This window comes from Nocardiopsis sp. NPDC058631 (assembly GCF_042716955.1).
Lineage (GTDB): Bacteria > Actinomycetota > Actinomycetes > Streptosporangiales > Streptosporangiaceae > Nocardiopsis.
In genome coordinates this window covers 1-24,687 of record NZ_JBHXQY010000049.1, presented here as the reverse complement: position 1 = coordinate 24,687, position 24,687 = coordinate 1, and the positions used below count along the sequence as shown (strand labels likewise).

Below are 24,687 nucleotides of genomic sequence, written 5' to 3'. Positions count from 1 at the left end.
CGTCGCAGGAACAGGGCTTCCCCGGCGGGGTCGGGTCTCCTCCGCGCATGGCGTTTCCGGTCGTGTGCCCGCCCGGTCCGGTCGAGGGAGCGGGCCGGGGTGTGGGATGTTCCACCCGGTTTTTCCGGGCACCTGAGACCGCAGGGCGCCGCGTCACCAGGCGTGACGGGTCCGCCGGGGTGGGAGGGGCACATGACTGTCCGACTCGCGGGCGGTGCGGCGGAATGCGAGCGAGTCCGCTTCGATATATTCAGGTCTTCGGAGTCCGAATTTCAGGTGGCATTGCAGAGGGGGAAGCGACATTGCGGCGTGATCAGGTCACCGGGTTGGTCGAGAGCCGGTGGTTCTCCAACACGATGCTCGTGGTGATTCTGGTCAATGCGGTGATTTTGGGTTGGGCCACTTATGGGGGTACGGCACTTCCGTATCTCATCGTCGCGGAACGCGTCGTCGTCGGTGTTTTCGTCGTCGAGATGGCTCTCAAGCTCTACGCCTGGCGGGGCAGCTTCTTCCGCGACCCCTGGAACTGGTTCGACTTCCTCGTCGTCGCGATCTCCCTCGTCCCGGCGACCGGCCCGTTCGCGGTCCTGCGCATCCTGCGGGTCCTCAGAATCCTCCGCGTGATCACCGCTGTACCGCAGATGCGGATGATCATCACCGCCCTGTTCAAATCCGTACCTGGAATGGGGACGGTCATAGGGCTGCTCCTGGTGGTCATCTACACCTCGGGGATCATCGCCCAGCAGCTGTTCGGCGAGGACGTGCCGGAGTTCTTCGGGAACCTGGGCCGGTCGCTCTACACGATGTTCCTGCTGATGACGACGGAGAACTGGCCGGACGTCTCCAACGCCGTGCTGGAGGAGCACCCGCTCGGGTGGATCTTCTTCGTCCTGTACATCGTGCTCACGGCGTTCATCATGCTGAACCTGGTGATCGGCGTGATCGTCACCTCCATGGAGCAGGAGGTGAGCGAGAGCCGCTGGGCCGAGGACCAGGAGTTGGAGGAGGTCCAGCACGAGGCGGTCATGGCCCGCCTGACGGAGCTGGGGCGGCAGGTGGAACAGCTCAACCGGATGCTGGTCGAGCGTGACGGGGCCCCAACCCTGGAGCCGGACGCCGGTCAGGGCAGGGAGACCACCGTGCAGGCCGCTCCGGGGCAGTAACCCGACGCGGACGCGGACACTGAACACCCGGAGGCCCGAGGGAGGGCTTCCGGGTGTTGTCGATGGGGGCCGTTGCTCGGTTACAGCTTCCGACGACGCGCGCCGTCGAGGAAGGTGGCCCACTCGGAGGCAGGGAAGGGGAGGTGTCCGGCGTCGGGGTGCTTGGAATCACGGATGGCGGCGCCCCGGGGGAGGTCGCCGACCTCGACGCAGTTGACTCCTTGGCCGCTGTAGCTGCTCTTCCGGAAGTTCGCGGGGATGTGTGCGACCTCGACGCATTCAACGCCTCGACCGCTGTAGCTGCTCTTGTAGAAGGACAAATAGTCTGTTCTCATAGGTGATTTTCCAACCTTTTAATGTGCTTGTGAATGATGTCGACGGACTCTAGGGTGCTGGCGGCTGAGCCTTGTATATCCCCAAAAGTTGCGACATACATCTCTACATCATCATGCTCCTCTAGGTAGAGGGCATCGGCCAGGGTCTCGATGCAGATGATGGGTGTATCCAGCGGGCTCGGGAAGTCCAGGATCACGAAGGAGGCCGTAAAGCCAGCATGGGTCCCCTCGTCGAGCGGCAGTATCTGGATGTCGATGTTTGGGAGCTGGGCCATGTGTAGCAGGTGCTTCATCTGAGCCAGCATCCCGTTGAGTCCTCCGATGGGCCGTAGGAGGGCAGCCTCATCGATGACAGCACGAAGATGCACAGGATTGATCCTGACCAGGATCTCCCGTCGGGCCATCCGGGCTTCGACATGCCGTTCGATCTCGTCGGGATCTGTGTACCGGGCGCCTCGGAAGATGTCAGCTGTGTACTCAGGTACTTGTAGCAGCCCTGGGATGAGCTGCGACTGGTAGTTCCGTAGGACGGAAGCTTCCGCTTCGAAGTCGGGCAGAGACTCGTTCCTGAAGACGTCCTTGTACCGGGACCACCAGCCTCGCAGGCGGGCGTCTTTGGCAAGCGCATGCATGGATTCACGTTTCGTGGCGTCTGTGATCCTATAAAGATCCATGAGCTTATCGAGATCATCAGGTTTGATTCGCTTTGAGTCGGTTGTCTCCATTCGAGTGACTTTGGGTGAGCTCCAGCCCAGCTCCTTTGCCACTCTGGCGGCGGTGTAGTTGGCGGATTCCCGTGATCTGCGGAGTTCGGTCGCGAGGCGACGAAGGCGAAGAGAGGGGCTTCGAGGGTCTTGCATAGTACGAACCTCACTTGGTACTCACGAGTAATATGCGGGAATGACTTGCGTGACTTGTAAGATACAAGTTAACTTGAGTTTGTAGTCACCGGCGGATCACTCAGCGTTCTTGTCGGCCAGGCTATGCCGTGCCCCATCTCAGCGTCTCGGGAATCCCGGACCCACCACTCCTGGGCACAGAAATCCCCTTTTGTCCGTATGTCCTTACTCCGACATGCCAAGGAGTGTGTTCGTCATGCCTTCGATCGCCCCGATGCCCGTTTTGGGCGAGGCCACGGTTCCGTTGGTGAGTTTCATCCGACCGGTCCACCGCCACTACTTCTCCGGTCGGCCCGAGCGGTCCCAGTACCGGCTGCGTCGCTACGACTTCGCCGGGATCCCGGCGGTGATGCCGCTGGTCCGCGCGTTCCTGGACACCTGCGCGGCCACCCGGTCGCAGGACTACCGCTACCTGTTCACCCTGCTCGGCAGCGAACTCGCGAACAACGCGATCCGGCACAGCCTGTCCAGTCGGCCCGGAGGCAGTTACACCCTGGTCGTCCACCGCCGCCGGGACGGGTTGCACCTGACCTGCCGGGACCGGGGCGGGCTGCGCGAGCACGATGCCCGCCTGGAGCCCGCGCCGGACGGCCTGGACCTGAGCACCGAGTCCGGTCGGGGCCTGGCCATGGTCGACGCCCTCGCCTCGGACTGGGGCGACAACGGCCACGCGAACTTTCGGAAGGTGTGGTTCTACCTGGCGTTCGACCTGACCGGCAGCCGGTGGAACACCCACACCGACATCTGAGTCACCACCGCTGGCAGTCGCACCCCTGACATGGGACATGAGACGGGCCCAGGGGGCGTAGCACCGCCTCCCGGGCCCTCGAATCCCGAATACCAACGCGTAATAGCAAAGAAAGCAGGATCTGATGAGGAACCCTATCCCTTCCCCCCGCCCTTCGGACGATGTTCGGCCGATCCCGGTGCTTCCGCTCCCGGCACGGCACCCGCTCCACGGCCCCGCCTGCCCGGTCTGTGACCATCCGTCCTGCCGCACCCGCCGGGCCCAGCGCCTGCCCCTCCTGGGCGGACACCGCTCCGAGTTCGCACCCGAACACGCCCGGGCCGCCCAGGTCCAGGCGCGCCACCGCCACCTCGTCATCTGGTGGGGCGAGGCCACCCAGTCGTTCTGGGCCGTCACACCCCACGGCCTCGTCGAGGGCCGCGACCTCGACGCACTCCTCCTCGCCCTCTCGCCGCACGCCACTCCGCCCGCCCCTCCGCACGCCGACCGGCCTGTCACCCGCCCCTGGGCCCGGCCGTCCGCCGGACACGTCTCCGTGCCCCTCTCCCAGCGGATCCGCAGGAGTACCCGCACCGGCCGCCGTTCCTTCGGTCGCCCCCGGTTGTCACCCGGGGCTGCTAGGCATAGGGAACACATCGCCCCCTGAAGGGATTTCCTGTGCCCGATCTTGAGGAGTTCGCGGGTCTGCCCGTGGTCGATTTCCCCGCCGGAGGCACGGCGGAGAAGCGGCTCGAACAGATCCGCGGGCGGGGCGGGGACCCACACGCCCCCGCCTCCGTGGCCTGGCGGCTGAAGTACAACGGCGAAGCGCACAAGGAGTACGTCGAACGTTTCCTGTCCGAGGTGGACCCCGAGCAGGTGAGGGCACTGGTCCTCGGTGACTGGGGCTGCATCGAAGGAGTCGGCCCGTCGGCGTTCCTCGATCCACTGATCGAACACGCCGGGTTGCTGCCGAACCTGCGTTCGGTCTTCGTGGGTGACGTCGAAACGATGGAGTGCCAGCTCTCCTGGATCCCCCAGGGCGACATGGCGCCCTTCCTCACCGCCTTCCCCCGGCTGGAGGAGTTGACCGTGAAGGGCGCCGACGGCCTGGGAGGCAAACTCGCATTGCACGTGCCCTCGCACGAATCTCTGCGTTCCCTCATCCTGGAGAGCGGGGGGCTGCCTGGCCGGGTCGTGTGTGAGGTGGTGTCCTCGGGGTTGCCCGCGTTGGAGCACCTGGAGTTGTGGCTGGGTGTGGAGGCCTACGGCGGTGACACCTTTCCGCAGGACCTGGATCCGGTGCTCTCGGGTGAGGTGTTTCCCCGGTTGAGGTCCCTGGGTGTGTGTAACTCCGAGAAGGTGGACGAGTGGATTCCGGTGTTGGCCGAGGCTCCTGTCGTCAAGCGTCTGGAGGTTCTCGACCTGTCGTTGGGGATCCTCACCGATGTGGGCGGTCAGGCGCTCCTGGAGCGAGTCGACGCCTTCTCGGGTCTGCGCAAACTCGACCTGTACCACCACTTCCTGAGTGAGGAGATGGTGGAGCGTGTGCGCGCCGCGTTCACGGGGGTCGGGGTCGAGGTCGATCTGGCCGAGCGGTTGGAGCCCGAATACGATGAGTTCGACGACCCTGAGTACGGCGAACCCGAGTACTACACCGCCGTGTCCGAGTAGCCGGACCGGTCGGGGCGTGCCCCCGGACCCCGGGCGGCGGGCTCACCCGGTGACGGACTCGGCGAGGAGTTCCCGCTCCCCCTCCCGCTCGGTCCGCAGACCGTTGGACGTGTCCACCAGGTCGCCCGCCGTCCCCGGCTCCGGGAAAATGCTCGTGATGGTGCCGTCGTCGAGGCGCAGGCGCAGCTCGCTCGGGTGGCCGTCGCCGTAGTGCACCACCACCGCGTCGTCCAGATCGCGGCACCACGTCCCGGAGAGCTCACACCCGCTGCGGATACCCGCCTGCTCCGAGTGCGCCGCGTCCCAGGTGACCACGTGCAGGACTCCCCCGTCCTGGTCGCGGTAGGTGAGCTGCAGGCCCTCGTGTACCTCGTACACCTGGGTCGGGGTCCACCCCGGGTGGTCGAGCACCGCGATGGGTTGCTCGTGCGACATGATCTGCGAGCGCGACTGCTCGTCGGCCTCCACCGCGCGCGCCAGGTCCGACACGGACGGCAGCAGGGCGAGCAGCACCGCCACCACGAGAACGGCGGGGAGCACCCCGGGCTGCCGGCGGCCGGGTGGTCGGTGCACCAGCATGGCGGCGCCCATGCCCAGGGTGGCGACGACGGCGGTCGCGAAGGCGGTTCCCGCAGCGGATCCGGCGGGCAGCGGGGTGGCCGCCGGGGCGAGGTAGGCCACGACGACGGGCGTCACCATGGAGGTGGCCGTCACGAGGGCGGCCGACGCGGCCGGATGCTGCACCCCGGCCCTCTCCAACCACTGGGTCCCCAGCCAGGACATCAGCAGGATGACACCGGCGATCACGGGGGTGAGCAGGAGCACCCCCAGGCCCGCGCCGCTCATCGCCAGGGCGCGGGCGGTCTCCCACACCCCCACCGGGAACAGCGACATCAGCGGAGCCCCCACGAGACACAGGGCGAGGACCGCGCCGACCGCGGTTTCCCGGGGCCGGCCCGTGGGTGCCCGTGACAGCAGACCCTCCATCAGACCCGAACCGTTCTCCTGGCTAGGAGAAAAACGCTACGCCTGTCGGGGCCGGGACGCCAGGGGTGTGCACCACGATGCCCGCCCGGCCCCCGCGCCACGTCAGGACGGCGCGGGGGCCGGTAGAAGGCTCGCGGTGCCCGCCGGTCGGGGCCTACTCGCCGAGCTGGCGGCGGAACGGTCTGCGCGCGGCGTTGAACTGGGACCAGCTCGGGTCCAGCTGGCTGCGCAGCTTCACCTCACCCTCCGGCCAGTCCGTCAGGAGAGTCTCGAACTCCGGCAGCACACCCGAGTCCGGGTCCAGGTAGTAGCGGTAGTCGCGCCTGCCGCCGACGGTCTGCTTCATGAACAGCGCGCCGTTGTCCCCGAGCACGCCCGCGACCCGTGCCTCCAGGTCGTCCAGGGCGGTGGCGGAGGCACCGGTGGGCAGCTTGTCCTCGTCCGCGTGGGTGTACGGCACGACCACCTGGACGAACAGGGAGAACGCCGGGAAGTCGCGGCGGGTCAGCGGGTGGCGGAGCTTGATCTCCACCGCGCCCTGGATGGGGATGCGCCCGTGCAGGGTCGCCCAGCCGCCGGAGCCGCCGAGGAGGTCGGCCATCTGGCGGACCACGGACGGCATCGACGTGGGCGGCAGCGGGTCCAGCGGGGGCTCGTCCAGCGGTGCCGTCAGGCCGATCCACCGGACCAGGTCGTCCTCGCCGAGCGCCAGCAGGGTCACGTGTTCGGCGACGCTCTCGCGGGTCTCCTGGGACAGGAACATGTTGTCCGGGTGGTAGACGCCCACCTCGATCTGGCCGGTGCCCTGGTTGACCCGCATGGACACCGACACGTGCGACAGGTCGAGTTCGTGGTCGCCCCAGCGGACGGCGGAGGACAGCCGCTCGTGGTCGGCCGGGCGCACCGGCTGGAACAGCCACTGGGGGTCCTCGGGCGCCGACCGGGCCCAGCGCTCGGACAGGATGCGCGCCTCCTCGGAGGTGCCGGGGCGCAGGGTGAGGGCGTAGGTGGGGCCGTCGGTCAGCTTGGACGGGTCGTCCAGAGCCGCCAACTGCTCCAGGAGCTTGTCGGGGTCGGTGTCCGCGGACAGGTCGAGGTCCTCCAGGCCGCCCTGCCGTTTGGGTGCCGGGCCCACCTCCCAGCCCAGGTCGGGGTGGATCGCCCGGACCAGCGCGGTGACGCGCTCGGAGACCTCGGAGGGGGCGGGCCGGTCCTCGTCGACCGAGCCCGCGAGGGCTTCGCGCGTGGAGGACCACGAGTCCCAGAACGCGGTGACGGACGAGGTGGAGTCGGCGGAGCGGCGACGACGGAACAGAGCCATGCCCTGATTTTCGCAGAACCGGGCGACCACCCTCGCCCTCGACGGCGGGCGCGTCCCCGTCGGCGCCCTCCCGGGCCCCCGCTCCCGACCCCGGCGAGCGACCCTCCGGTATCCCCGTGGCCACGACCTCCGGCGGGCGCATACGCTGGACCCACTATGACTTTGCGTGTACTGGCCGCCATGTCCGGCGGGGTCGATTCCGCGGTCGCCGCGGCCCGTGTGGCCGAGGCGGGCCACGACGTCACCGGCGTTCACCTGGCGCTCTCCAAGAACCCACAGTCCTACCGAACGGGTGCGCGCGGCTGCTGCACCGTGGAGGACTCCCACGACGCGCGCCGCGCGGCGGACGTCATCGGCATCCCCTTCTACGTGTGGGACATGTCGGAGGAGTTCGACCGCGAGGTCGTGCAGGACTTCGTCGCCGAGTACGAGGCGGGCAACACACCCAACCCGTGCCTGCGCTGCAACGAGAAGATCAAGTTCGAGGCGGTGCTGGACCGGGCGGTCGCGCTGGGCTTCGACGCCGTGGCCACCGGGCACCACGTCCGCAAGATCGACGGGCGCCTGGTGCGCAGCGTCGACCAGGCCAAGGACCAGTCGTACGTGCTGGGCGTGCTCGACGCCGGGCAGCTGGAGCACGCGCTCTTCCCGCTGGGGGACTGCACCAAGGACGAGGTGAGGGCCGAGGCCGAGCGGCGGGGGCTGTCCGTCGCGGACAAGCCGGACAGCCACGACATCTGCTTCATCGCCGACGGCGACACGGCGGGCTTCCTCAACCGGCGGATCGGCGAGAAGCCGGGGCCGATCCAGGACGAGGACGGCAACGTCGTGGGCACGCACAACGGCTCCCACACCTTCACGGTCGGCCAGCGCAAGGGGCTGGGCCTGGGCGGTTCGCCCAACCCGCGCTACGTGCTGTCGATCGAGCCGGTCGGCAACACCGTCACGGTGGGGCCGCGCGAGTCGCTGCGGGTCGACCGGATCACCGGTGTGCGGCCGGTCTGGAGCGGCAGCGAGCCGCTGGCGGAGCCGACCGAATGCCACGTGCAGCTGCGCGCCCACGGCGAGGTCTACCCGGCGACGGTGTGGCAGCGCGAGGGAGCCGAGGGCCAGGAACTGGTCGTCCGGCTGGCCGAGCCCGCCACGGGTGTGGCCGCGGGCCAGGCCGTGGTGGTCTACGAGGGCGACGCCGTGCTCGGCTCGGCGACGATCGCCTCCACCTCCCGGGCGGCGGCCTCCGTCTGAGACCGGTCCCCGGGGGCAGGCGCGGACCGCGCCCCGGGGCCGGCCGACCCGCCCCGGGGAGTGGGGCGAAGCACCCGACCGGTGACCTGCGTCCCCTTGCCGAAGTTAGGTTAGGCATAGCATAGTTGCTGGCTGAGGTTAGGGAGCTTGCCCATGCCAGAGTTCGGTTTCCTCGACGGCCAGCCCTTCTGGGTCGTCTACTTCACGCTGCTCGGCGTGATCCTGTGCCGTGCCCAGGCCACGTACTGGATCGGCCGCGGTCTCGGCGCGGGTGTGACGCGCAGCCGTATGGGCGCCAGGCTCGGTCCCCGGCTGGACACCGCACGGCGGCGCATCGACCGCTACGGCGCGCCCGTGGTCACGCTGAGCTTTTGCACCGTCGGCGTGCAGACCGCCGTCAACCTGTCCGCGGGTGCCATGCGCATGCGCTTCCCGCGCTACCTCGCCGCGATGTTCGTCGGCTGCCTGATCTGGGCGGGTCTGTGGGGCGTGATCATCGGGGGCGTCGTCGGAACCTGGCTGGAGCTCTTCCTGAGTTCGCCGTGGACGGCCCTGGGCGTCGTGGCCGCCGCCTGCGTGCTCGTGGGCGTCCTCGTGCTGCGTCGGCGCCGTACCCGGTCCGCCGCGCGGGACGCGGACGAGGACGGGACCGGTGGTCCCCCCGCCTCCGCGGCGTCCTCGGACACGGCCGGGAGCGCAGGCCCCCGCGACGAGCACGGTGACGGCCGGGCGCGGGCCGTGGCCGCGGGGCCCGCCTGAACCGCGAACCGAGCGGCCACCACGCCTGCGACGGGGAACCGCGGTTCCGCACCACGAGAGGAAGCGCCGACCGTCGCGCGGGCCGCCGATCAGCACCACGCCCGTGCGGGCCGACGGTGACGACCCCCCGGCGCGCCTTGCCCTAACCTTGGGCAGCGTGAGTGAACAGCAGTCCTACCCCTGGCCGGCCGCCTCCTCCAGCGGGGTCGGTTCCTGGCCCGGAGACGATCCCGACGAAGCCGTCCGCACGATCCTCGGCGAACTCCCCGCCCTCCCCCACCTACCCGAACTCCCCGAACGCGGAGTCGGGGCCGACATGGTCGGCCGCACCGCCGGACTCCTGGTCGACATCCCCGTCGAGGTGCAGCCCAGCGGCTGGCGGGTCGCCGACACCCCCGGGCGCGACATCGTCCGTGCGGCCAGCCTCATGTCCTACGACCTCGACGCCCTCACCGAGCACGCCCACGCGTTCGGCGGCACCCTCAAGATCCAGGTCGCCGGCCCCTGGACCCTCGCCGCGTCCGTCGAACTCCGCAACGGCCAGCGGCTGGTCTCCGACCCCGGCGCCTGCCGCGACCTCGCCGAGTCCCACCTCGAAGGCGTCCTCGCGCACATCGCCGAGGTCCGCGGGCGCGTTCCCGGCGCCCGGCTCCTCGTCCAGGTCGACGAACCCTCCCTGCCCGCCGTCCTGCTCGGCTCCCTGCCGACCGCCAGCGGGCTCAGCCTCCTGCGGCCCGTCGACAGGGTGCGGGCCGAGGACACCCTGAGGAACCTGTTCGCCGCGATCGCCGGTACCGGCGCCGTCCCCGCCGCCCACTGCTGCGACCCCGGGGTGCCCGTGGACCTCCTGCGGCGCAGCGGTGCCGCCGTCCTGAGCCTCGACGCACTCCTGCTCACCCGCGACCACGACGAGATGATCGGCACCGCCGTCGAGGCGGGCACCGGACTCCTCCTCGGGGTCGTCCCGTCCACCGACGGCACCCCCGCGCAGGCCGCTCGAATGTCCGACCCGGCCGCTACCGTTGATCCTGTTCGCGACCTCTGGAACCGGTTGGGAATCACCCCTGACCTGCTCTCCCGCGCGGTGGTCACCACACCCACGTGCGGACTGGCGGGCGCCTCACCGGGGCACGCGCGCGCGGCCCTCACCGCGGCACGCGCCGGTGCCCGGGTGCTGCGGGACGAACCCCGCAGACGGGCGTCCTAGAGTCCGCGACCGCGACAGGTGAGCACGAGAGCAGCAGAAAGGCAGCGAGTGAGCGCGCCCGACAACACCACCGACATCCCCGACGAGGTACGCGCCCGCCACGAGGAGCTGTGCCGGGACCTGGACGACCACAGCTACCGCTACTACCTGGGCAAGCCGATCGTCTCCGACGCCGAGTACGACACGCTCATGGGCGAGCTGCGCGGCATCGAGGACCGGCACCCCCTCCTCGTCACGCAGGACTCACCCACCCAGAAGGTCGGCGCTCCCATCAGCGTCGACTTCGCCGAGGTCGAGCACCTCGTGCGGATGGAGAGCCTGGGCAACGCGTTCGACACCGACGAGCTCAACGCCTGGGGTGACCGCTCCGCCGCCGAGGTGCCGGTCGGCGCCTACCTCTGCGAGCTCAAGATCGACGGGCTGGCCGTCGACCTGGTCTACGAGCGGGGCCGTCTCGTGCGCGCCGCCACACGCGGAGACGGCCGCGTGGGCGAGGACATCACCCTCAACGTCCGCACCATCGGGGTCGTCCCCGAGCGGCTCAGCGAGGACGTGCGCCCCGCCCCCGAGCTGCTGGAGGTGCGCGGAGAGGTCTTCCTCCCGGTGGAGGACTTCGAGGCACTCAACAAGCGGATCACCGAGACCGGCGAGCACACCCCCTTCGCCAACCCCCGCAACGCCGCCGCCGGCTCGCTGCGCCAGAAGGACCCCCGGGTCACCGCGACCCGGCCGCTGTCGATGATCGTGCACGGGGTCGGCGCCTACACCCCCGCCGCGGACGGGGGCGCTGACGTCGCGTTCACCAGCCAGTCGCAGGCCTACGCGCTGCTGGGGGAGTGGGGACTGCCGCTCAGCGACCGCTACAAGGTCGTGGCGACGATGGACGGGGTGCGCGAGTACGTCGCGTACTACGCGGCGCACCGCCACGAGCCCGCCTACGAGATCGACGGCATCGTCATCAAGGTGGACGACTTCGCGCTCCAGCGCAGGCTCGGCTCCACGAGCCGGGCCCCGCGCTGGGCGATCGCCTACAAGTACCCGCCGGAGGAGGTCACCACCCGGCTCGTGGACATCAAGGTGGGCGTGGGCCGGACCGGGCGCGTCACCCCTTACGGCGTCATGGAGCCGGTGGTCGTGGCCGGCTCCGAGGTCGAGTTCGCCACTTTGCACAACGCCCAGGAGGTCGCGCGCAAGGGCGTGCGCATCGGCGACACCGTGGTGCTGCGCAAGGCGGGCGACGTCATCCCCGAGATCGTCGGCCCCGTCCTGGAACGCCGCGACGGCAGCGAACGCGAGTTCGTCATGCCCGAGCGCTGCCCCGAGTGCGACACCCCGCTCGGCCAGCAGAAGGAGGGCGACGTCGACCTGCGGTGCCCCAACGCCCGCTCCTGCCCCGGACAGCTGCGCGAGCGGGTGGCCTTCATCGCCAGCCGCAAGGCCCTGGACATCGAGGCGCTCGGCTACGTGGCGGCCACCGCCCTGACCCAGCCGCTGGAGCCCGCGCAGGCCCCGCTGCGGGACGAGGGAGACCTGTTCGACCTGACCGTCGACCAGCTGCTGCCCATCCGCACGCACGTGCTCGACCCGGACACCACCGAGCCCAAGACCGACGCCAAGACCGGCGACCCCAAGGTGGTGTCCTTCTTCGCCAACCTCAAGGGCGAGCCCAAGAAGACGGTCGAGAAGCTGTTCGACGAGCTGGAGGAGGCCAAGGCCAAGCCGCTGTGGCGGGTGCTCGTGGCTCTGTCGATCCGGCACGTGGGCCCGCGCGCGGCCGAGGACCTCGCCCGCCACTTCCGCTCCATGGACGCCATCCGCGGGGCCACCGAGGAGGAGCTGGCGTCGGTGGACGGGGTCGGGCCGACCATCGCCGCGTCGATCCGCGAGTGGTTCTCCGTGGACTGGCACACCGAGATCGTCCGCAAGTGGGCGGCGGCCGGGGTGCGCATGGAGGACGAGGAACCCGAGTTCGGTTCGCGGTTCCTGGACGGGGTCACCGTGGTGGTGACCGGTTCCCTGGAGGGGTTCACCCGGGACGGGGCCAAGGAGGCCGTCGCCGAGCGCGGCGGCCGAGCGACGGCGTCGGTGTCCAAGAAGACCGGTTTCGTCGTGGTGGGCGACAGTCCCGGCTCCAAGTACGACAAGGCCGTCAAACTGGGCGTGCCGGTCCTGGACGAGCAGGGGTTCCAGGTGCTCCTGCGGGAGGGCGCCGAGGCGGCGGCCAAGGCGCGGATCAACCGCTCGCCCGAGGAGGAGGCGGCCTCCGGAAGCGGCGAGGACGCCGAGGACGCCGCAGCCCGGAGCACGGCTCCCGAGGGGGCTGACGCCTAGCAGCCGGTGCCGCGGGGTCCGTTCCGGTCGCCCCGCAGCCCGTGGAACAGCAGAGGGCTGCGGGGTGATCACAGCGGGTCGGAGTTCCATTTTGTGCGTCCCCCACCCCACGCGACCCACACCTTGGTTAACTGATAGTTCCGGGCAAACGACAGTTGGTGACGAAGCCGCGTAAGCTGGACATGAACGCGTTGGATCTGGACACATCCAAAACCCGGATTCGGTCATGAGGGGTGGCCGGATCCGGGGAACCCTGAGCGCGGGACCGGTGACGCCGCGCCGTCACCGCCCCACGGCCCCTCACGAGGACCACGGATGAAGGACCCCATCAGCACCAGGGACATCGGTCCCCGTGCCGGGACACCGCTCTGGCTGTACATGCTGGGCACCACGGTCGCCGGTGCGGGCCTGCTCGTCGTCTCCAGCCTCGGTCTGGGAGCCGACGAGCTCCGCGGCCTTGCCGGCGAGCCGCTCACCTGGGTCCTGCTCTGCATGATCGTCCTCGGAGAGCTCCGTCCCATCACCATGCCCGGACAGTCACCCGGCAGCGGTGCGCCCACGTCGCTGCCCTTCTCCTTCGCGCTCGTCCTCCTCCTCGGCCTGCCCGTCGCCGCCCTGGTCCAGGCGGCCGCCACGACCGTCGCCGGGTTCGCGCGCGGCCACGCGCCCCACCGCACCGCCTTCAACGCCGCCCAGTACACCCTCTCCCTGGGTGTCGCCGACGCCGCCCTGCGCCTCGCCCTGCCCGGCTTCGTCGCAGACAACCCCGCCCCCGCGGCGGGCGAGCTCATCGCCGTCGCCCTGGCCGGGACCGCCTACTTCGCGGTCAACCGTGTCCTGGTCGTCTGCGCGGTGGCCATGCACGAACGCGTCCCGCTCAGACAGATCCTGTTCAAGGGGATCGGCCAGCAGGTCTACGTCAGCGGCGTCCTCATCAGCCTCGCCCCGCTCGTCGTCGTCGCCACCGCCCACTCGGTCCTCTACGTGCCCCTGTTCGCCTTCCCGCTCGGCGCCCTCTACACCAGCGCCATGCTGTCGGTGAAGCGCGACCACCAGGCCAACCACGACGAGCTCACCGGGCTGGCCAACCGCAAGCTCCTCACCGTCCGGTCCCACCAGGAGATCACCCACGCCCACCAGCGGGGCGGGAGCGTCGGCCTGCTCCTGCTCGACCTCGACCGGTTCAAGGAGGTCAACGACACCCTCGGCCACCCCACCGGCGACCGGCTCCTGCAGACCGTGGCCTACCGGCTCACCCACAGCGTGCGCCCCGGCGACCTCGTCGCCCGGCTCGGCGGTGACGAGTTCGCCGTGCTCCTGCCCCAGGTCCGCGACACCTCCGCCGCCCGCGAGGTCGCCGCCCGCCTGCGCGGCGCCCTCGCCGAGCCCGTGCGCCTCGACGGCATGGACTTCGACCTGGAGGCCAGCATCGGGATCGCGCTCTTCCCCCACGACGCACCCGACTTCGCACTCCTCATGCAGCGCGCCGACGTCGCCATGTACGTCGCCAAGGCCGCCCGCACCGGAGTCGAGTCCTACGACCCCGGCAAGGACCGCAACTCCACCGCCAGGCTCAGCCTCTACAGCGAGCTCCGCCGCGGTCTGGCCGAGGGCGCGTTGGAGATGTACTACCAGCCCAAGGTGTCCCTCGACGACGGGCGGGTCGTCGGACTGGAGGCACTTGCCCGGTGGCACCACCCCACCCGCGGCCTGCTCGCACCCGAGGAGTTCATGCCGGTGGTCGAGCACTCCAACCTGTTCCGCGCGTTCACGGAGCAGGTCCTCGACATCACCCTGGCCCGCGCCGCCCAGTGGCGCGAGGAGGGCCTCCACCTGCCCGTCGCCGTCAACCTCGGCGTCCGCGAACTCCTCGACCCCGAACTACCCGCCACCGTCGCCGCAGCGCTGCGCGAGCACGGGGTGCCGCCCGCGGAGCTCGTCCTGGAGATCGGTGAGCGGGCCCTCATCAGCGACACCGACGCCGCCACGGCCGCCGTCCTGCGGCTGCGCGGCCTCGGCGTCGGCCTGTCCCTCGACGACTTCGGGACCGGCCACTTCACCCTGGCCCAGCTCGCAGGGCTCCCCCTGGACGAGGTGAAGATCCACGAGTCCTTCACCACCCGCCTCGTGGACGGCTCCGACAACGGCCACACCGTCGTAGGGGCCGCCATCGCCCTGGTCAGGGCGCTGGGCATGCGCGCGACCGCCGGGGGCGTGCAGAGCCGGGCGCTCGCCGTCGCCGCCCGGACCACCGGCTGCCACGCCGCCCAGGGGAACCACTACTCGCCCCCGCTGACGGCCGACGAGGTCGTCGCCTGGGTGTCCGCCCACGAGGGCGGTACCCCGGCCGACAGCCGGGTCTGACCCCGCCTGCCCGCGGGGGCCTCCCCGTCCCCGCGAAGACCGCGCCGAGGGCGTCACCGCCGACGGGCTGCGGCCCCGGAAAACGCCATAGGATTGACCCGATAGTCCTTCCGCCGAAGAAACGGTTCCGCATTCATGACCGCCATCACCCGCGATGAGGTCGCACACCTCGCCCGGTTGTCGCGGCTGGCGCTCGACGAGGGCGAGCTCGACACGCTCGCCGCCCAGCTCGGTGACATCCTCACCGCCGTGGCCAAGGTGCAGGAGGTCGCCCAGGGCGACATCCCGCCCAGCTCGCACGCCCTGCCGCTGACCAACGTCTACCGCCCCGACGAGGCCAGGCCCGGTCTCACCCCCGAGCAGGCCCTGGCCGGGGCCCCGGCGGTGGAGGAACAGCGGTTCCGGGTCCCGCGGATCCTCGAAGAGGGTGAGTAGTAGATGAGCGACTTCACCTGCCTGACCGCCGCCGAACTCGGCTCGGCCATCAAGGCGGGCGAGATGACCTCCGAGGAGGTCACCACCGCCTACCTGGACCGCATCGAGGCCGTGGACGGCGAGATCAAGGCCTTCCTGCACGTGCGCCGCGAGACCGCCCTCGACCAGGCACGCGCGGTCGACGCCCGCCGCGCCGCCGGTGAGGAACTGGGACCGCTCGCCGGCGTGCCGGTCGCCCACAAGGACGTGTTCACCACCAAGGACATGCCCACCACGGCCGCCTCCAAGATCCTGGAGGGCTGGCAGCCGCCCTACGACGCCACCGTCACCGCGCGCCTGCGCGAGGCCGGCCTGGTCATCCTGGGCAAGACCAACATGGACGAGTTCGCGATGGGCTCCTCCACGGAGAACTCCGCCTACCAGGTCACCCGCAACCCGTGGGACACCGACCGCATCCCCGGCGGCTCCTCCGGCGGCTCCTCCGCGGCCGTCGCCGCGTTCGAGGCGCCCCTGGCCACCGGCACCGACACCGGCGGCTCCATCCGCCAGCCCGCCGCCCTGTGCGGGCTGGTCGGCGCCAAGCCCACCTACGGGGGCGCGTCCCGCTACGGGATGATCGCGTTCGCGTCGTCCCTGGACACCCCGGGCCCGTTCGCGCGCAACGTGCTCGACGCCGCCCTCCTCCACGAGGCGTTCTCCGGCCACGACCCGCGCGACTCCACCTCCATCGACGCCCCGGTGCCGCCGGTCGTGGACGCCGCACGCCTGGGTGACGTCGACGGCCTGCGCGTCGGCGTGGTCAAGGAGCTGGACAGCGACGGCTTCCAGCCCGGTGTGCGCCAACGCTTCCGCGAGACCGTGGAGCTGCTGGAGTCCCTGGGCGCCAAGGTCGTCGAGGTGTCCTGCCCGAGCTTCGACGCCGCCCTGTCGGCGTACTACCTCATCGCGCCCAGCGAGTGCTCGTCCAACCTGGCCCGCTTCGACGCCATGCGCTACGGCCTGCGGGTGGGCGACGACGGCACGCGCAGCGCCGAGGAGGTCATGTCGCTGACCCGTGCGCAGGGCTTCGGCCCCGAGGTCAAGCGCCGCATCATGCTGGGCACCTACGCCCTGTCGAGCGGCTACTACGACGCCTACTACGGCAGCGCCCAGCAGGTGCGCACGCTGATCAAGCGCGACTTCGACGCCGCGTTCGAGAGCGTCGACGTGCTGGTCTCACCGACCACGCCGACCACGGCGTTCCCGATCGGTGAGCGCTCCGAGGACCCGATGGCCATGTACCTGGCCGACCTGTGCACGATCCCGTCCAACCTGGCCGGGAACGCGTCGCTGTCGGTCCCGTGCGGCCTGGCCCCCGAGGACGGCCTCCCCGTCGGGTTCCAGATCATGGCCCCGCCGCTCGCCGACGACCGGACCTACCGTGTGGCCGCGGCGGTCGAGCGCGCGCTGACCGAGCGCGACGGCGCCCTGCTCGCCCGCAGCCCCTACGCGGTCGGGTAGACGCCGGACGTCTTCAGCGGCACCCCGTGTGCCCGCCGCCCTTCGGGTCGGCGGGCACACGTGTTCGTCGGGCCGGTGGCGGGTCGGGGCCGGGCGAGCAGAGTGGCGACCGCCGCCTACCCGGCGGTCCCGCCCTCCCCCGCGGCCCTGCGCCTGCGGGCCAGGGACACGAGAACGGCTCCGCCGCCCAGGGCGGCCATGCCCGCCACGACCAGGGCGGTGACTGCACCGCCGGTCAGGGGCAGCGACCGGTCGTCCGGGGCCGGGGCCGCCGCGAGGGCGGGCTCCTCGGTGGACTCGACCGGCGGCGGTGTCCCGCCCTCCTCGTCCCAGGCCACGGAGGCCGTCTCCGACACGGCGATCTCGCTGTCCTGGGCGGTGATCAGGGTCTGGGTCGGGGCGTTGGAGTCCTCGCCCTTGAACAGGCGCCCCGTCTGCACGGTGGCCTCGGCCTCCAGGGTGAAGGACGCCTCGCCCGCCCCGGTGTCCGCGGGGACGGCGAAGCCGACCGTGTCACCGTCGTCGACCCCGGTGACGGGTTCACCCGTCGCGACGTCCACCAGCTCCACGCCCTCGGGGGCGTCCACGGTCACCGGGACGTCCTCGGCGCTGGTCTCCACGGTGAACCCGCCGACGGTCTCCCCGGCCAGCCCGGAGTCCCGGTCGGGACTGACGGTCAGCGCCGACCCCGGCTCGTGGGGGAGGTCCTCCGCGTTCTCCACCAGGTGCTCGTAGAGCCTGACGACGTTGCTCTCGACGACCTTCCCGCCCAGGTTCGGTCCCTGGTGGACCTCCTCCAGCTCCAGGCCGTTGCTGAAGTGCCAGATCGCCGCCTGGGTCGCGGTCAGTGCCTCGGCCTCGTCCACGCCCGCGATCCCCGTGGCCCCGCGCAGGTCACGGATGCCGGTGACCGGATACGAGTTGAGGAGGATCCAGTGCACCCTGCCGGGCTCGGCGAAGTCGCCCTCGCCCGGGTAGGTGTCCCACCGGTCCTCGCGGTACCAGGAGTCGGCGACGATGCCGGTGCGGAAGTCGATGCAGTAGGTGGTGAGGAGCTGGTCGCCTTCCAGGTCCACGTTGAACGTGCTCGTGGTCGTGTACGTCTCGCCCCTCATGGTGACGGCGTGGCCGTGCTCCGCGACGCCGGTGTACTGTCCGCGCACCGAGTAGACCCGGGGTTCGGTCGGTAGGGCGGTGGCGGGTACGGCGGGGCCGAGGGCGAGCGCGGCCGCGGCGCCGGCCGCGAGGACGGCGCGTGCGGGACCGGGGCGGGGGATGGGCACGTGCGTCACGTCGCTTCCTGTGGTTCCGCCGTGCCGAGGGGGCGGGCCGGGGCCGGTGCGGCACGGGAGGGCAGAGGGGAGGAACAACCACGGGAGCGGGGCGCGCAGGGGAGTTCCGGTCGAGGTGGGGGCGGGCGTACCCGGCCGATGGTAGTGACCGGTCCCGGCCCCTCCAACCCGGTGTAGCGGAATAATCGCGGTGTGTCCGGAACCGGTCACGGTGTGAACGGAAAAGGGCCCGTTCCCGTGGTCTTCCACGGGGACGGGCCCTCGGGTGCCACCGCTCGGAGGCGGCGGAGGGGGTTAGCCCTCCAGGCTCTCGGAGGCGGCGGCCTTGCGCTTGCGGCTCAGGTAGATGGCTCCACCGCCGGCGCCGAGTGCGGCGATGCCCGCGGCGACCAGGCCGGCCAGGGCGCCACCGGTGACCGGCAGGGTGGGCTGGTTGCTGTCGTCAGCGGGGGCCGACGGGGTTTCGCTGGGCTCGTCGCTGGGGCTCGGGGCCGGGGCCTCCGGCTCGCCGGGCTCCCCGGACGGCTCCTCGGTGGGCTCCTCCGACGGCTCCTCGGTGGGCGGCGTGGTCTCGCCGCCCTCCTCCCAGGTGGCGGAGGCGGAGGCGGACACGGTGGTCTCGCCGCCCTGGGCGGTGATGAGGGTCTGGGTGGGCTCGTCCGACTCGCCCTTGAACAGGCGGCCGGTGGCGACGGTGGCGGTGGCTTCCAGGGAGAAGGAGGCCTCGCCCGCGGCGGTGCCGGCGGGGACGGCGAACCCGACCGTGTCGCCGCTCTCGACCGTCTCGACCGACTCACCGGTCTCGATGTCGACCAGGGTGACGCCCTCGGGCGCCTCCAGGTCGACCTCGATGGCGGTGGCGCTCGTCTCGACGGTGAACTCGCCGACGGTCTCACCCGCGGAGCCGGAAGCGGTCTCGGGGGTGATACCCAGCGTGGCCCCGGGCTCCTGCGGCAGCTCCTCGGCGCTCTCGACGAGGTGGTCGTAGATCCTGGTCGTGTTGCCGGGGGCGCGTCCGAGGGTGGCGCCGTTCGTGAAGTGCCAGATCGCGGCCTGGGTCGCGGCGAGCGCCTCGGCCTCGGAGGCGCGGCGGCCCAGCCCGGCAGCCTGGCCCAGATCGGCGGCCGACACGGTCGGGTAGGAATTCTGGAGGATCCAGTGGACCTTGCCGGGGGCGGCGAAGTCACCCTTACCGGGGTAGTTCTCCCACTTGTCCTCGCGGTACCAGGCGCCGCCGATGATGTCCGTCTCGAGGTCGATGCAGTACGTGGTGAGGACCGTGCCGTCCTCAAGTTCGAGGTTGAACAGGCTCGTGCCGACGCTCGAACCGTTCACGGTGACGGTCTCACCGTTCTGGGCGTTGTCGACGTACCGCGCGCGGACGGAGCCCTCGTAGACCTCGGCGGGGTCGGCGGCGGCCGGAGCGGCCAGGCCGAAGGCCAGGAGTGCGGCGGCGGAGGCGGCGAGGGTCGCGCGCCCGGCAGTGCGGGGGAGGGACACGTGTGTCACGTCTTTTCCTGTGGGGTTCTGCGGTGTCGGCGGACGGGTCCGGGTCCGGGGGCGGGCCGGTGGAGCCGGCTCACGGGGTGGTGCCGGGAACGGCGCCGGGGAGCGGGGCTGCCACGAAGGAGGGGAAGGAGCGGAGCCCGGTGGGGCGCGCACGTCTCCTGGACGGCCGGTGGCGGGTCTACGCCCGGGACACAGCAGAGCCGAGTGGGTTGTGGGTGATGCGCACCGTCGTCCCCACCCTGGTGCGGCCCGATGGCCGTGCCGCGCACGGTTGGGACGAAAGTGGTGCGTAGATAAGACGTGGAACTCGCGCTTCCGGTTGTCCTCATCCGGCCACGACCTCGGGTTTTTCGAAAGTTTCCTCGGCGGGGCCCTTCCACCCCGGGCATGCGAAGGGCCCGTTCCCGTGGTCTTCCACGGGGACGGGCCCTCGGGTGCCACCGCTCGGAGGCGGCGGAGGGGGTTAGCCCTCCAGGCCCTCGGTGCTGGCGGCCTTGCGCTTGCGGCTCAGGTAGATGGCTCCACCGCCGGCGCCGAGCGCGGCGATGCCCGCGGCGACCAGGCCGGCCAAGGCGCCACCGGTGACCGGCAGGGTGGGCTGGTTGCTGTCGTCAGCGGGGGCCGACGGGGTTTCGCTGGGCTCGTCGCTGGGGCTCGGGGCCGGGGCCTCCGGCTCGCTGGGCTCCTCGGACGGCTCGCTGGGCTCGTCGGTGGGCGGCGTGGTCTCGCCGCCCTCCTCCCAGGTGGCGGAGGCGGAGGCGGACACGGTGGTCTGGCCGCCCTGGGCGGTGATGAGGGTCTGGGTGGGCTCGTCCGACTCACCCTTGAACAGGCGGCCGGTGGCGACGGTGGCGGTGGTCTCCAGGGAGAAGGAGGCCTCGCCCGCGGCGGTGCCGGCGGGGACGGCGAACCCGACCGTGTCGCCGCTCTCGACCGTCTCGACCGACTCGCCGGTCTCGATGTCGACCAGGGTGACGCCCCCGGGCGCGTCCAGGACGACGGGGATCTCGGCGGCGTTCGTCTCGACGGTGAACTCGCCGACGGTCTCACCCGCGGTGCCGGAGGCGGTGCCCGGGGTGATGCTCAGGGCCGCGTCGGGCTCGGAGGTCTGCGGCAGGTCCTTGGCTTCGCCGATGAGGTACTCGTAGACGCCGGTGACGGCGGCGTTGTTGTCGCCGTCGAGGGCCATGTCGTTGCTGAAGTGCCAGATGGCGGCCTGGGTGCCGCCCAGGGCGTCCTCGGCGCTGAGGCCCTCGACGCCGGCTGCGGCGCCCAGCTCCTCGGCGCTCAGGGCCGGGTAGGAGTTCTGGAGGATCCAGTGGACCTTGCCGGGTTCGGCGAAGTCGCCCTTACCGGGGTAGTTCTCCCACTTGTCCTCGCGGTACCAGGCATCGCTGATGATGCGGGTCCGGAAGTCGATGCAGTACGTGGTGAGGACGGTGCCGTCCTCCAGCTCCAGGTTGAACAGGCTGGTCCGCGTGTTCTCACCGCCGACCTTCACGCTGGTGCCGTTCTCCGCGTTGCCGACGTACTGGCCGCGGACGGAACCCTCGTAGGTCTCCACGGGGTCGGCGGCGGCCGGAGCGGCCAGGCCGAAGGCCAGGAACGCCGCGGCGGAGGCCGCCAGGCCCGCGCGCCCGACGGTGCGGGGGAATGAGGAGTTAGTCAAGTTGTGTCCCGGTGTCTTCTAGGGGTTACCGGATGGAATACCCGTCCAAGAGGCCGAACGGGCCGGTGGGACGGTTGCGGTGGGCAACGGCGCACGACGGGGTCAGGGGAAAAGCTGGATTCGGTCGTGTGCGTTCGCCCGTTCCGGGGTCACCACGTCGGGGTCTGGGACGTGGCGCCGTGTGGGGTGGGCGCGATCGTCCGGTGAGGGCTCGCTGTGACGCGGGAGCGGGCCGCGCTCGCCGTGGAATGCCAACCGCCCGGCCGATACTAGCGACCCCCCTCGCCACTTCCAACCCGGTTCGCTGAAAATGTGACGTGATACGGGCAGGAAAAAATCCGAGCTGGGCAAATCCGCATTATGACCCGATGTTATGGATCGAAAGTCCGGGGACGGCCGTGTCGTCCGGGATTAACCGCGTCGTTGACGACCCAGAACCAGGATGAGCAGGCCGGATACCACCAGGGCGCCCGCGATGATGAGTAGACCGGACAGCCAGGTGCCGGTGCGCGCCAGACCGTCCTCCGGGATTCGGTCATCCGCTCCCGCAGGTGTCGCCACCTCGGTGGGGCCGTCGTCAGGGGCCTCCCCGCGAGCCGGGGGCGCCTCCGTCGGGGTGGGCTCCAGGGTCTCCTCGGAGCTCGGCTCCGCGGTCTGCTCCGGGTGCCAGGTGATCGTCGCGGTGGTCGAACTCGTCGCGGCCACCTCCTCGGCGGTCACCAGGGGCTGGGTGCGCACACCGTCCCGGCCGGTGAACAGCCGGCCCTCGGGCAGCGGCACGTCCAGGCCGAGCACGTGCAGGGTCACCACCCCGGCCGGGACCGACGGGTCCACGTCGAGGAAGAGCTCGTCGCCGTCGGAGGCCTGGGTCACCTGGTCGCCGTCCCCGTCCACCAGCCATGACGCGGGAGCGCCGCGGACCGACACCTGGGCCGGGTCCGGGCCGGCGCTGTTCACCGTGAGCGGTCCCAGGGGCGCGTCGGGCGCGACCGCCTCCACGTGGGAGGGGGAGACCTCGACCGAGCGGGTCGTCGCGTTGCCGGTGGCCGCCTCGCTGCCCGCCACCAGGAACTCGTAGAGGGCGACGACCGCGAGGTCGTTCGCGAGGGGGTCCGGCTCCGCCCCGTCGAGCACGTGCCACAGGGCGGCCTGGGTACCCGCGATGGCCTGCCGCTCGTCCAGCTGGACCAACCCGGTCACCCGTGTCAGGAGTGGGAGGTCGACGGTCGGATACGAGTGGGAGACGATCCAGTTCGCGCGGTCGGCCGGGTCCGCGCCCTGGCCGGCCCCGGTCCACCCCGGGTTGTCCGACCACGCAGACTCGACGTAGGCGGTGCGGGGCCGGACCTCCTCGTCGGCCTGGGCGGCGTAGGCCCGGACCGACGCCTGGTCGGCCACGCGCAGGCTGAAGAGCGCCGTGTCGGCCTCGTGGCCGTCGGCGAGGACGAGTGACGCTCCCTCGACGGGGTCGCGGTCCACACGTGAGAATTCGTCGGCGTCAGCGGCCGGTGCGCTGACCAGAACGCCCGTCAGGGCGGCAGAGGACAGCAGCACGGCGCACCGAAGCAGGATGCCGGACATGCTCTTGCGCTCCCGTGCGAAGGACGGAGGGCCGTCGGGGCCGACCGGCGAAATCATCTTCCTGGGAACCCCACACTAACGGCCAAGCACGCTATGTGATCGTTTGACGCCTGGACAGCAGCCCAATCGTGTACTCGCCGTGACCTCCGCAGACGCAGGTCGCGCCGCCGGCGGGCCTCCCGGAAGGCGCCCCCGCCGCAGGACCGGGCGCTCCACCTCCGCGCGCTCGGTAGGCTGACCTGGAAGGTATGTCCTCTACGGAAACGGGTTTGCGGCGATGGACCACGCGGTAGCTCCCAGCCCTGCCAAGAGCGGTGGCGAACCCACCCCGGTGGCCTACGAGCAGGCGCTGACCAGGTACGAGCCCGTACTCGGACTGGAGACCCACATCGAGCTGGGCACCGCCTCCAAGATGTTCTGCTCCTGCCCCACCGGGTTCGGCGCCGAGCCGAACACGCAGGTGTGCCCTGTCTGCCTCGCGTTCCCGGGTTCCCTCCCGGTCGTCAACGAGAAGGCCGTCGAGGGCGCGATCCGCCTGGGGCTGGCGCTGAACTGCTCCATCGCGCCCTGGGGCCGGTTCGCCCGGAAGAACTACTTCTATCCGGACATGCCGAAGAACTACCAGATCTCGCAGTACGACGAGCCGATCTGCGTGGACGGCCACCTCGACGTCACCGTCGACACACCCGACGGCCCGCGCGAGTTCCGGGTGGAGATCGAGCGCGTCCACATGGAGGAGGACACCGGCAAGACCTCCCACGTGGGAGGCGCGACCGGTCGCATCCACGGCGCCACCTACTCGATCGTCGACTACAACCGCGCGGGCATCCCGCTGCTGGAGATCGTCACCCGGCCCATCGCCGGTACCGGCGACCTCGCGCCCCTGGTGGCGCGCGCCTACGCCGCCGAGCTGCGCGACCTGGTCCGTTCCCTGGGCATCTCCGACGTGCGCATGGAGGAGGGCTCCATGCGCTGCGACGTGAACGTGTCCATCCAGCCGGTCGGCACCAGCGAGTGGGGGACCCGGAGCGAGACCAAGAACGTCAACTCGCTGCGCTCCGTCGAGCGCGCCGTGCGCTCCGAGATCGAGCGCCAGGCGGGCGTCCTCGACGCCGGGCACCGGGTCGTGCAGGAGACCCGCCACTTCCAGGAGAACACCGGGCGCAGCATCTCCGGCCGCTCCAAGGAGGAGGCACAGGACTACCGGTACTTCCCGGACCCCGACCTCGTTCCGGTCGCCCCGTCCGAGGAGTGGATCGACCAGCTGCGCGCCACCCTCCCGGAGCTGCCCGCGGCCCAGCGGGCCCGGGTCAAGGCCGAGTGGGACCTCAGCGACACCGAGCTGCGCGACCTGGTCAACGCCGGGGCGATCGAGCTGGTCGAGGCGACCGTGGCCGCCGGGGCGCCGTCCGCCGAGGCCCGCAAGCTGTGGCTCAACGAGCTGTCCCGCCGCGCCACCGAGCAGGAGGTCGAGCTGGGCGCCCTGCCCGTCTCCCCGGACCAAGTCGCCCGGATCATCGCGCTGGTGGCCGAGGGCACGCTGACCAACAAGCTCGCCCGCCAGGTCGTGGAGGGTGTGCTGGCCGGTGAGGGCGGGCCCGACGAGGTGGTCCGGGCGCGCGGGCTCCAGGTCGTCAGCGACGACGGCGCGCTGGGCGCCGCCGTGGACGAGGCGATCGCCAAGAACCT

General features: G+C 71.0%; 20 protein-coding genes. 12 read left to right on the top strand and 8 right to left on the bottom strand.

The window, feature by feature from the left end; translation table 11 throughout:
- Window positions 1–302 precede the first annotated feature (302 nt).
- Window positions 303–1,163: an ion transporter gene (locus ACFWTE_RS17370; protein ID WP_378780484.1), complete on the top strand. Its 861-nt coding sequence runs from the start codon at window positions 303–305 to the stop codon at window positions 1,161–1,163.
- Window positions 1,164–1,243: 80 nt separating this feature from the next.
- Here the strand turns inward: ACFWTE_RS17370 and ACFWTE_RS17365 are convergent, their stop codons facing one another.
- Complete coding sequence (locus tag ACFWTE_RS17365; RefSeq protein WP_378780483.1) at window positions 1,244–1,498, bottom strand: DUF397 domain-containing protein; 255 nt, start codon at window positions 1,496–1,498, stop codon at window positions 1,244–1,246.
- Window positions 1,495–2,358 (bottom strand): helix-turn-helix domain-containing protein, encoded by an 864-nt coding sequence (locus ACFWTE_RS17360; protein WP_378780481.1) that lies wholly within the window; start codon window positions 2,356–2,358, stop codon window positions 1,495–1,497. Before ACFWTE_RS17360 ends, ACFWTE_RS17365 begins: the two co-directional genes overlap by 4 nt.
- A 235-nt stretch (window positions 2,359–2,593) precedes the next feature.
- On the opposite strand from ACFWTE_RS17360, the gene ACFWTE_RS17355 reads away from it, so the two are divergent.
- From ACFWTE_RS17355 to ACFWTE_RS17345, 3 genes are all read left to right on the top strand, one after another.
- A complete protein-coding gene (locus ACFWTE_RS17355) occupies window positions 2,594–3,145 on the top strand; it encodes an ATP-binding protein (protein ID WP_378780479.1) in 552 nt (183 codons plus the stop codon).
- Between the two features lie 178 nt (window positions 3,146–3,323).
- Entirely contained in the window at window positions 3,324–3,791 is a 468-nt protein-coding gene (locus ACFWTE_RS17350; protein ID WP_378780478.1) for a hypothetical protein, read from the top strand.
- A gap of 11 nt (window positions 3,792–3,802) precedes the next feature.
- Window positions 3,803–4,798: an STM4015 family protein gene (locus tag ACFWTE_RS17345; RefSeq protein WP_378780477.1), complete on the top strand. Its 996-nt coding sequence runs from the start codon at window positions 3,803–3,805 to the stop codon at window positions 4,796–4,798.
- A gap of 42 nt (window positions 4,799–4,840) precedes the next feature.
- Here ACFWTE_RS17345 and ACFWTE_RS17340 read toward each other — a convergent pair whose 3' ends face one another.
- Complete coding sequence (locus ACFWTE_RS17340; RefSeq protein ID WP_378780475.1) at window positions 4,841–5,692, bottom strand: hypothetical protein; 852 nt, start codon at window positions 5,690–5,692, stop codon at window positions 4,841–4,843.
- Window positions 5,693–5,939: 247 nt separating this feature from the next.
- A complete protein-coding gene (locus ACFWTE_RS17335; protein ID WP_378780474.1) occupies window positions 5,940–7,106 on the bottom strand; it encodes a DUF695 domain-containing protein in 1,167 nt (388 codons plus the stop codon).
- A 156-nt stretch (window positions 7,107–7,262) separates the two neighbouring features.
- On the opposite strand from ACFWTE_RS17335, the gene mnmA reads away from it, so the two are divergent.
- From mnmA to gatA, 7 genes are all read left to right on the top strand, one after another.
- Complete coding sequence (mnmA, locus tag ACFWTE_RS17330) at window positions 7,263–8,351, top strand: tRNA 2-thiouridine(34) synthase MnmA (protein WP_378780473.1); 1,089 nt, start codon at window positions 7,263–7,265, stop codon at window positions 8,349–8,351.
- Between the two features lie 153 nt (window positions 8,352–8,504).
- Window positions 8,505–9,110, top strand: a complete 606-nt coding sequence (locus tag ACFWTE_RS17325) for a DedA family protein (protein ID WP_378780472.1) — start codon at window positions 8,505–8,507, stop codon at window positions 9,108–9,110.
- Window positions 9,111–9,267: 157 nt separating this feature from the next.
- Complete coding sequence (locus tag ACFWTE_RS17320) at window positions 9,268–10,317, top strand: methionine synthase (RefSeq protein WP_378780471.1); 1,050 nt, start codon at window positions 9,268–9,270, stop codon at window positions 10,315–10,317.
- Between the two features lie 48 nt (window positions 10,318–10,365).
- Window positions 10,366–12,648: an NAD-dependent DNA ligase LigA gene (ligA, locus tag ACFWTE_RS17315; protein WP_378780470.1), complete on the top strand. Its 2,283-nt coding sequence runs from the start codon at window positions 10,366–10,368 to the stop codon at window positions 12,646–12,648.
- 315 nt (window positions 12,649–12,963) lie between these two features.
- Window positions 12,964–15,012, top strand: coding sequence for a putative bifunctional diguanylate cyclase/phosphodiesterase (locus ACFWTE_RS17310; RefSeq protein WP_378780469.1), 2,049 nt, complete (start codon window positions 12,964–12,966; stop codon window positions 15,010–15,012).
- A 135-nt stretch (window positions 15,013–15,147) separates the two neighbouring features.
- Window positions 15,148–15,447, top strand: coding sequence for an Asp-tRNA(Asn)/Glu-tRNA(Gln) amidotransferase subunit GatC (gene gatC / locus ACFWTE_RS17305; protein WP_378780467.1), 300 nt, complete (start codon window positions 15,148–15,150; stop codon window positions 15,445–15,447).
- Between the two features lie 3 nt (window positions 15,448–15,450).
- Window positions 15,451–16,947, top strand: coding sequence for an Asp-tRNA(Asn)/Glu-tRNA(Gln) amidotransferase subunit GatA (gene gatA / locus ACFWTE_RS17300; RefSeq protein ID WP_378780465.1), 1,497 nt, complete (start codon window positions 15,451–15,453; stop codon window positions 16,945–16,947).
- Window positions 16,948–17,063: 116 nt separating this feature from the next.
- Here gatA and ACFWTE_RS17295 read toward each other — a convergent pair whose 3' ends face one another.
- From ACFWTE_RS17295 to ACFWTE_RS17280, 4 genes are all read right to left on the bottom strand, one after another.
- The gene (locus ACFWTE_RS17295; RefSeq protein ID WP_378780464.1) at window positions 17,064–18,239 is read right to left on the bottom strand and encodes a thioester domain-containing protein; all 1,176 of its coding nucleotides are present in this window, start codon (window positions 18,237–18,239) and stop codon (window positions 17,064–17,066) included.
- A gap of 294 nt (window positions 18,240–18,533) precedes the next feature.
- Entirely contained in the window at window positions 18,534–19,748 is a 1,215-nt protein-coding gene (locus ACFWTE_RS17290; RefSeq protein ID WP_378780463.1) for a Cys-Gln thioester bond-forming surface protein, read from the bottom strand.
- Window positions 19,749–20,211: 463 nt separating this feature from the next.
- A complete protein-coding gene (locus ACFWTE_RS17285; protein WP_378780462.1) occupies window positions 20,212–21,417 on the bottom strand; it encodes a thioester domain-containing protein in 1,206 nt (401 codons plus the stop codon).
- 411 nt (window positions 21,418–21,828) lie between these two features.
- Window positions 21,829–22,998 (bottom strand): thioester domain-containing protein, encoded by a 1,170-nt coding sequence (locus ACFWTE_RS17280; protein WP_378780460.1) that lies wholly within the window; start codon window positions 22,996–22,998, stop codon window positions 21,829–21,831.
- Window positions 22,999–23,329: 331 nt separating this feature from the next.
- Between ACFWTE_RS17280 and gatB the strand changes: the two genes are divergently transcribed.
- On the top strand, window positions 23,330–24,687 hold a 1,358-nt coding region (gatB, locus tag ACFWTE_RS17275; RefSeq protein WP_378780504.1), incomplete at its 3' end, for an Asp-tRNA(Asn)/Glu-tRNA(Gln) amidotransferase subunit GatB.

Excerpts from the sequence above, each read along its gene's own strand:
- ACFWTE_RS17325 (WP_378780472.1), top strand. The coding sequence starts at position 8,505 with ATGCCAGAGTTCGGTTTCCTCGACGGCCAGCCCTTCTGGGTCGTCTAC.
- ACFWTE_RS17280 (WP_378780460.1), bottom strand. The coding sequence starts at position 22,998 with ATGTCCGGCATCCTGCTTCGGTGCGCCGTGCTGCTGTCCTCTGCCGCC.
- ACFWTE_RS17355 (WP_378780479.1), top strand. The coding sequence starts at position 2,594 with ATGCCTTCGATCGCCCCGATGCCCGTTTTGGGCGAGGCCACGGTTCCG.
- mnmA (WP_378780473.1), top strand. The coding sequence starts at position 7,263 with ATGACTTTGCGTGTACTGGCCGCCATGTCCGGCGGGGTCGATTCCGCG.
- ACFWTE_RS17335 (WP_378780474.1), bottom strand. The coding sequence starts at position 7,106 with ATGGCTCTGTTCCGTCGTCGCCGCTCCGCCGACTCCACCTCGTCCGTC.
- ACFWTE_RS17360 (WP_378780481.1), bottom strand. The coding sequence starts at position 2,358 with ATGCAAGACCCTCGAAGCCCCTCTCTTCGCCTTCGTCGCCTCGCGACC.
- ACFWTE_RS17365 (WP_378780483.1), bottom strand. The coding sequence starts at position 1,498 with ATGAGAACAGACTATTTGTCCTTCTACAAGAGCAGCTACAGCGGTCGA.
- gatA (WP_378780465.1), top strand. The coding sequence starts at position 15,451 with ATGAGCGACTTCACCTGCCTGACCGCCGCCGAACTCGGCTCGGCCATC.
- ACFWTE_RS17340 (WP_378780475.1), bottom strand. The coding sequence starts at position 5,692 with ATGTCGCTGTTCCCGGTGGGGGTGTGGGAGACCGCCCGCGCCCTGGCG.
- gatC (WP_378780467.1), top strand. The coding sequence starts at position 15,148 with ATGACCGCCATCACCCGCGATGAGGTCGCACACCTCGCCCGGTTGTCG.
- ACFWTE_RS17310 (WP_378780469.1), top strand. The coding sequence starts at position 12,964 with ATGAAGGACCCCATCAGCACCAGGGACATCGGTCCCCGTGCCGGGACA.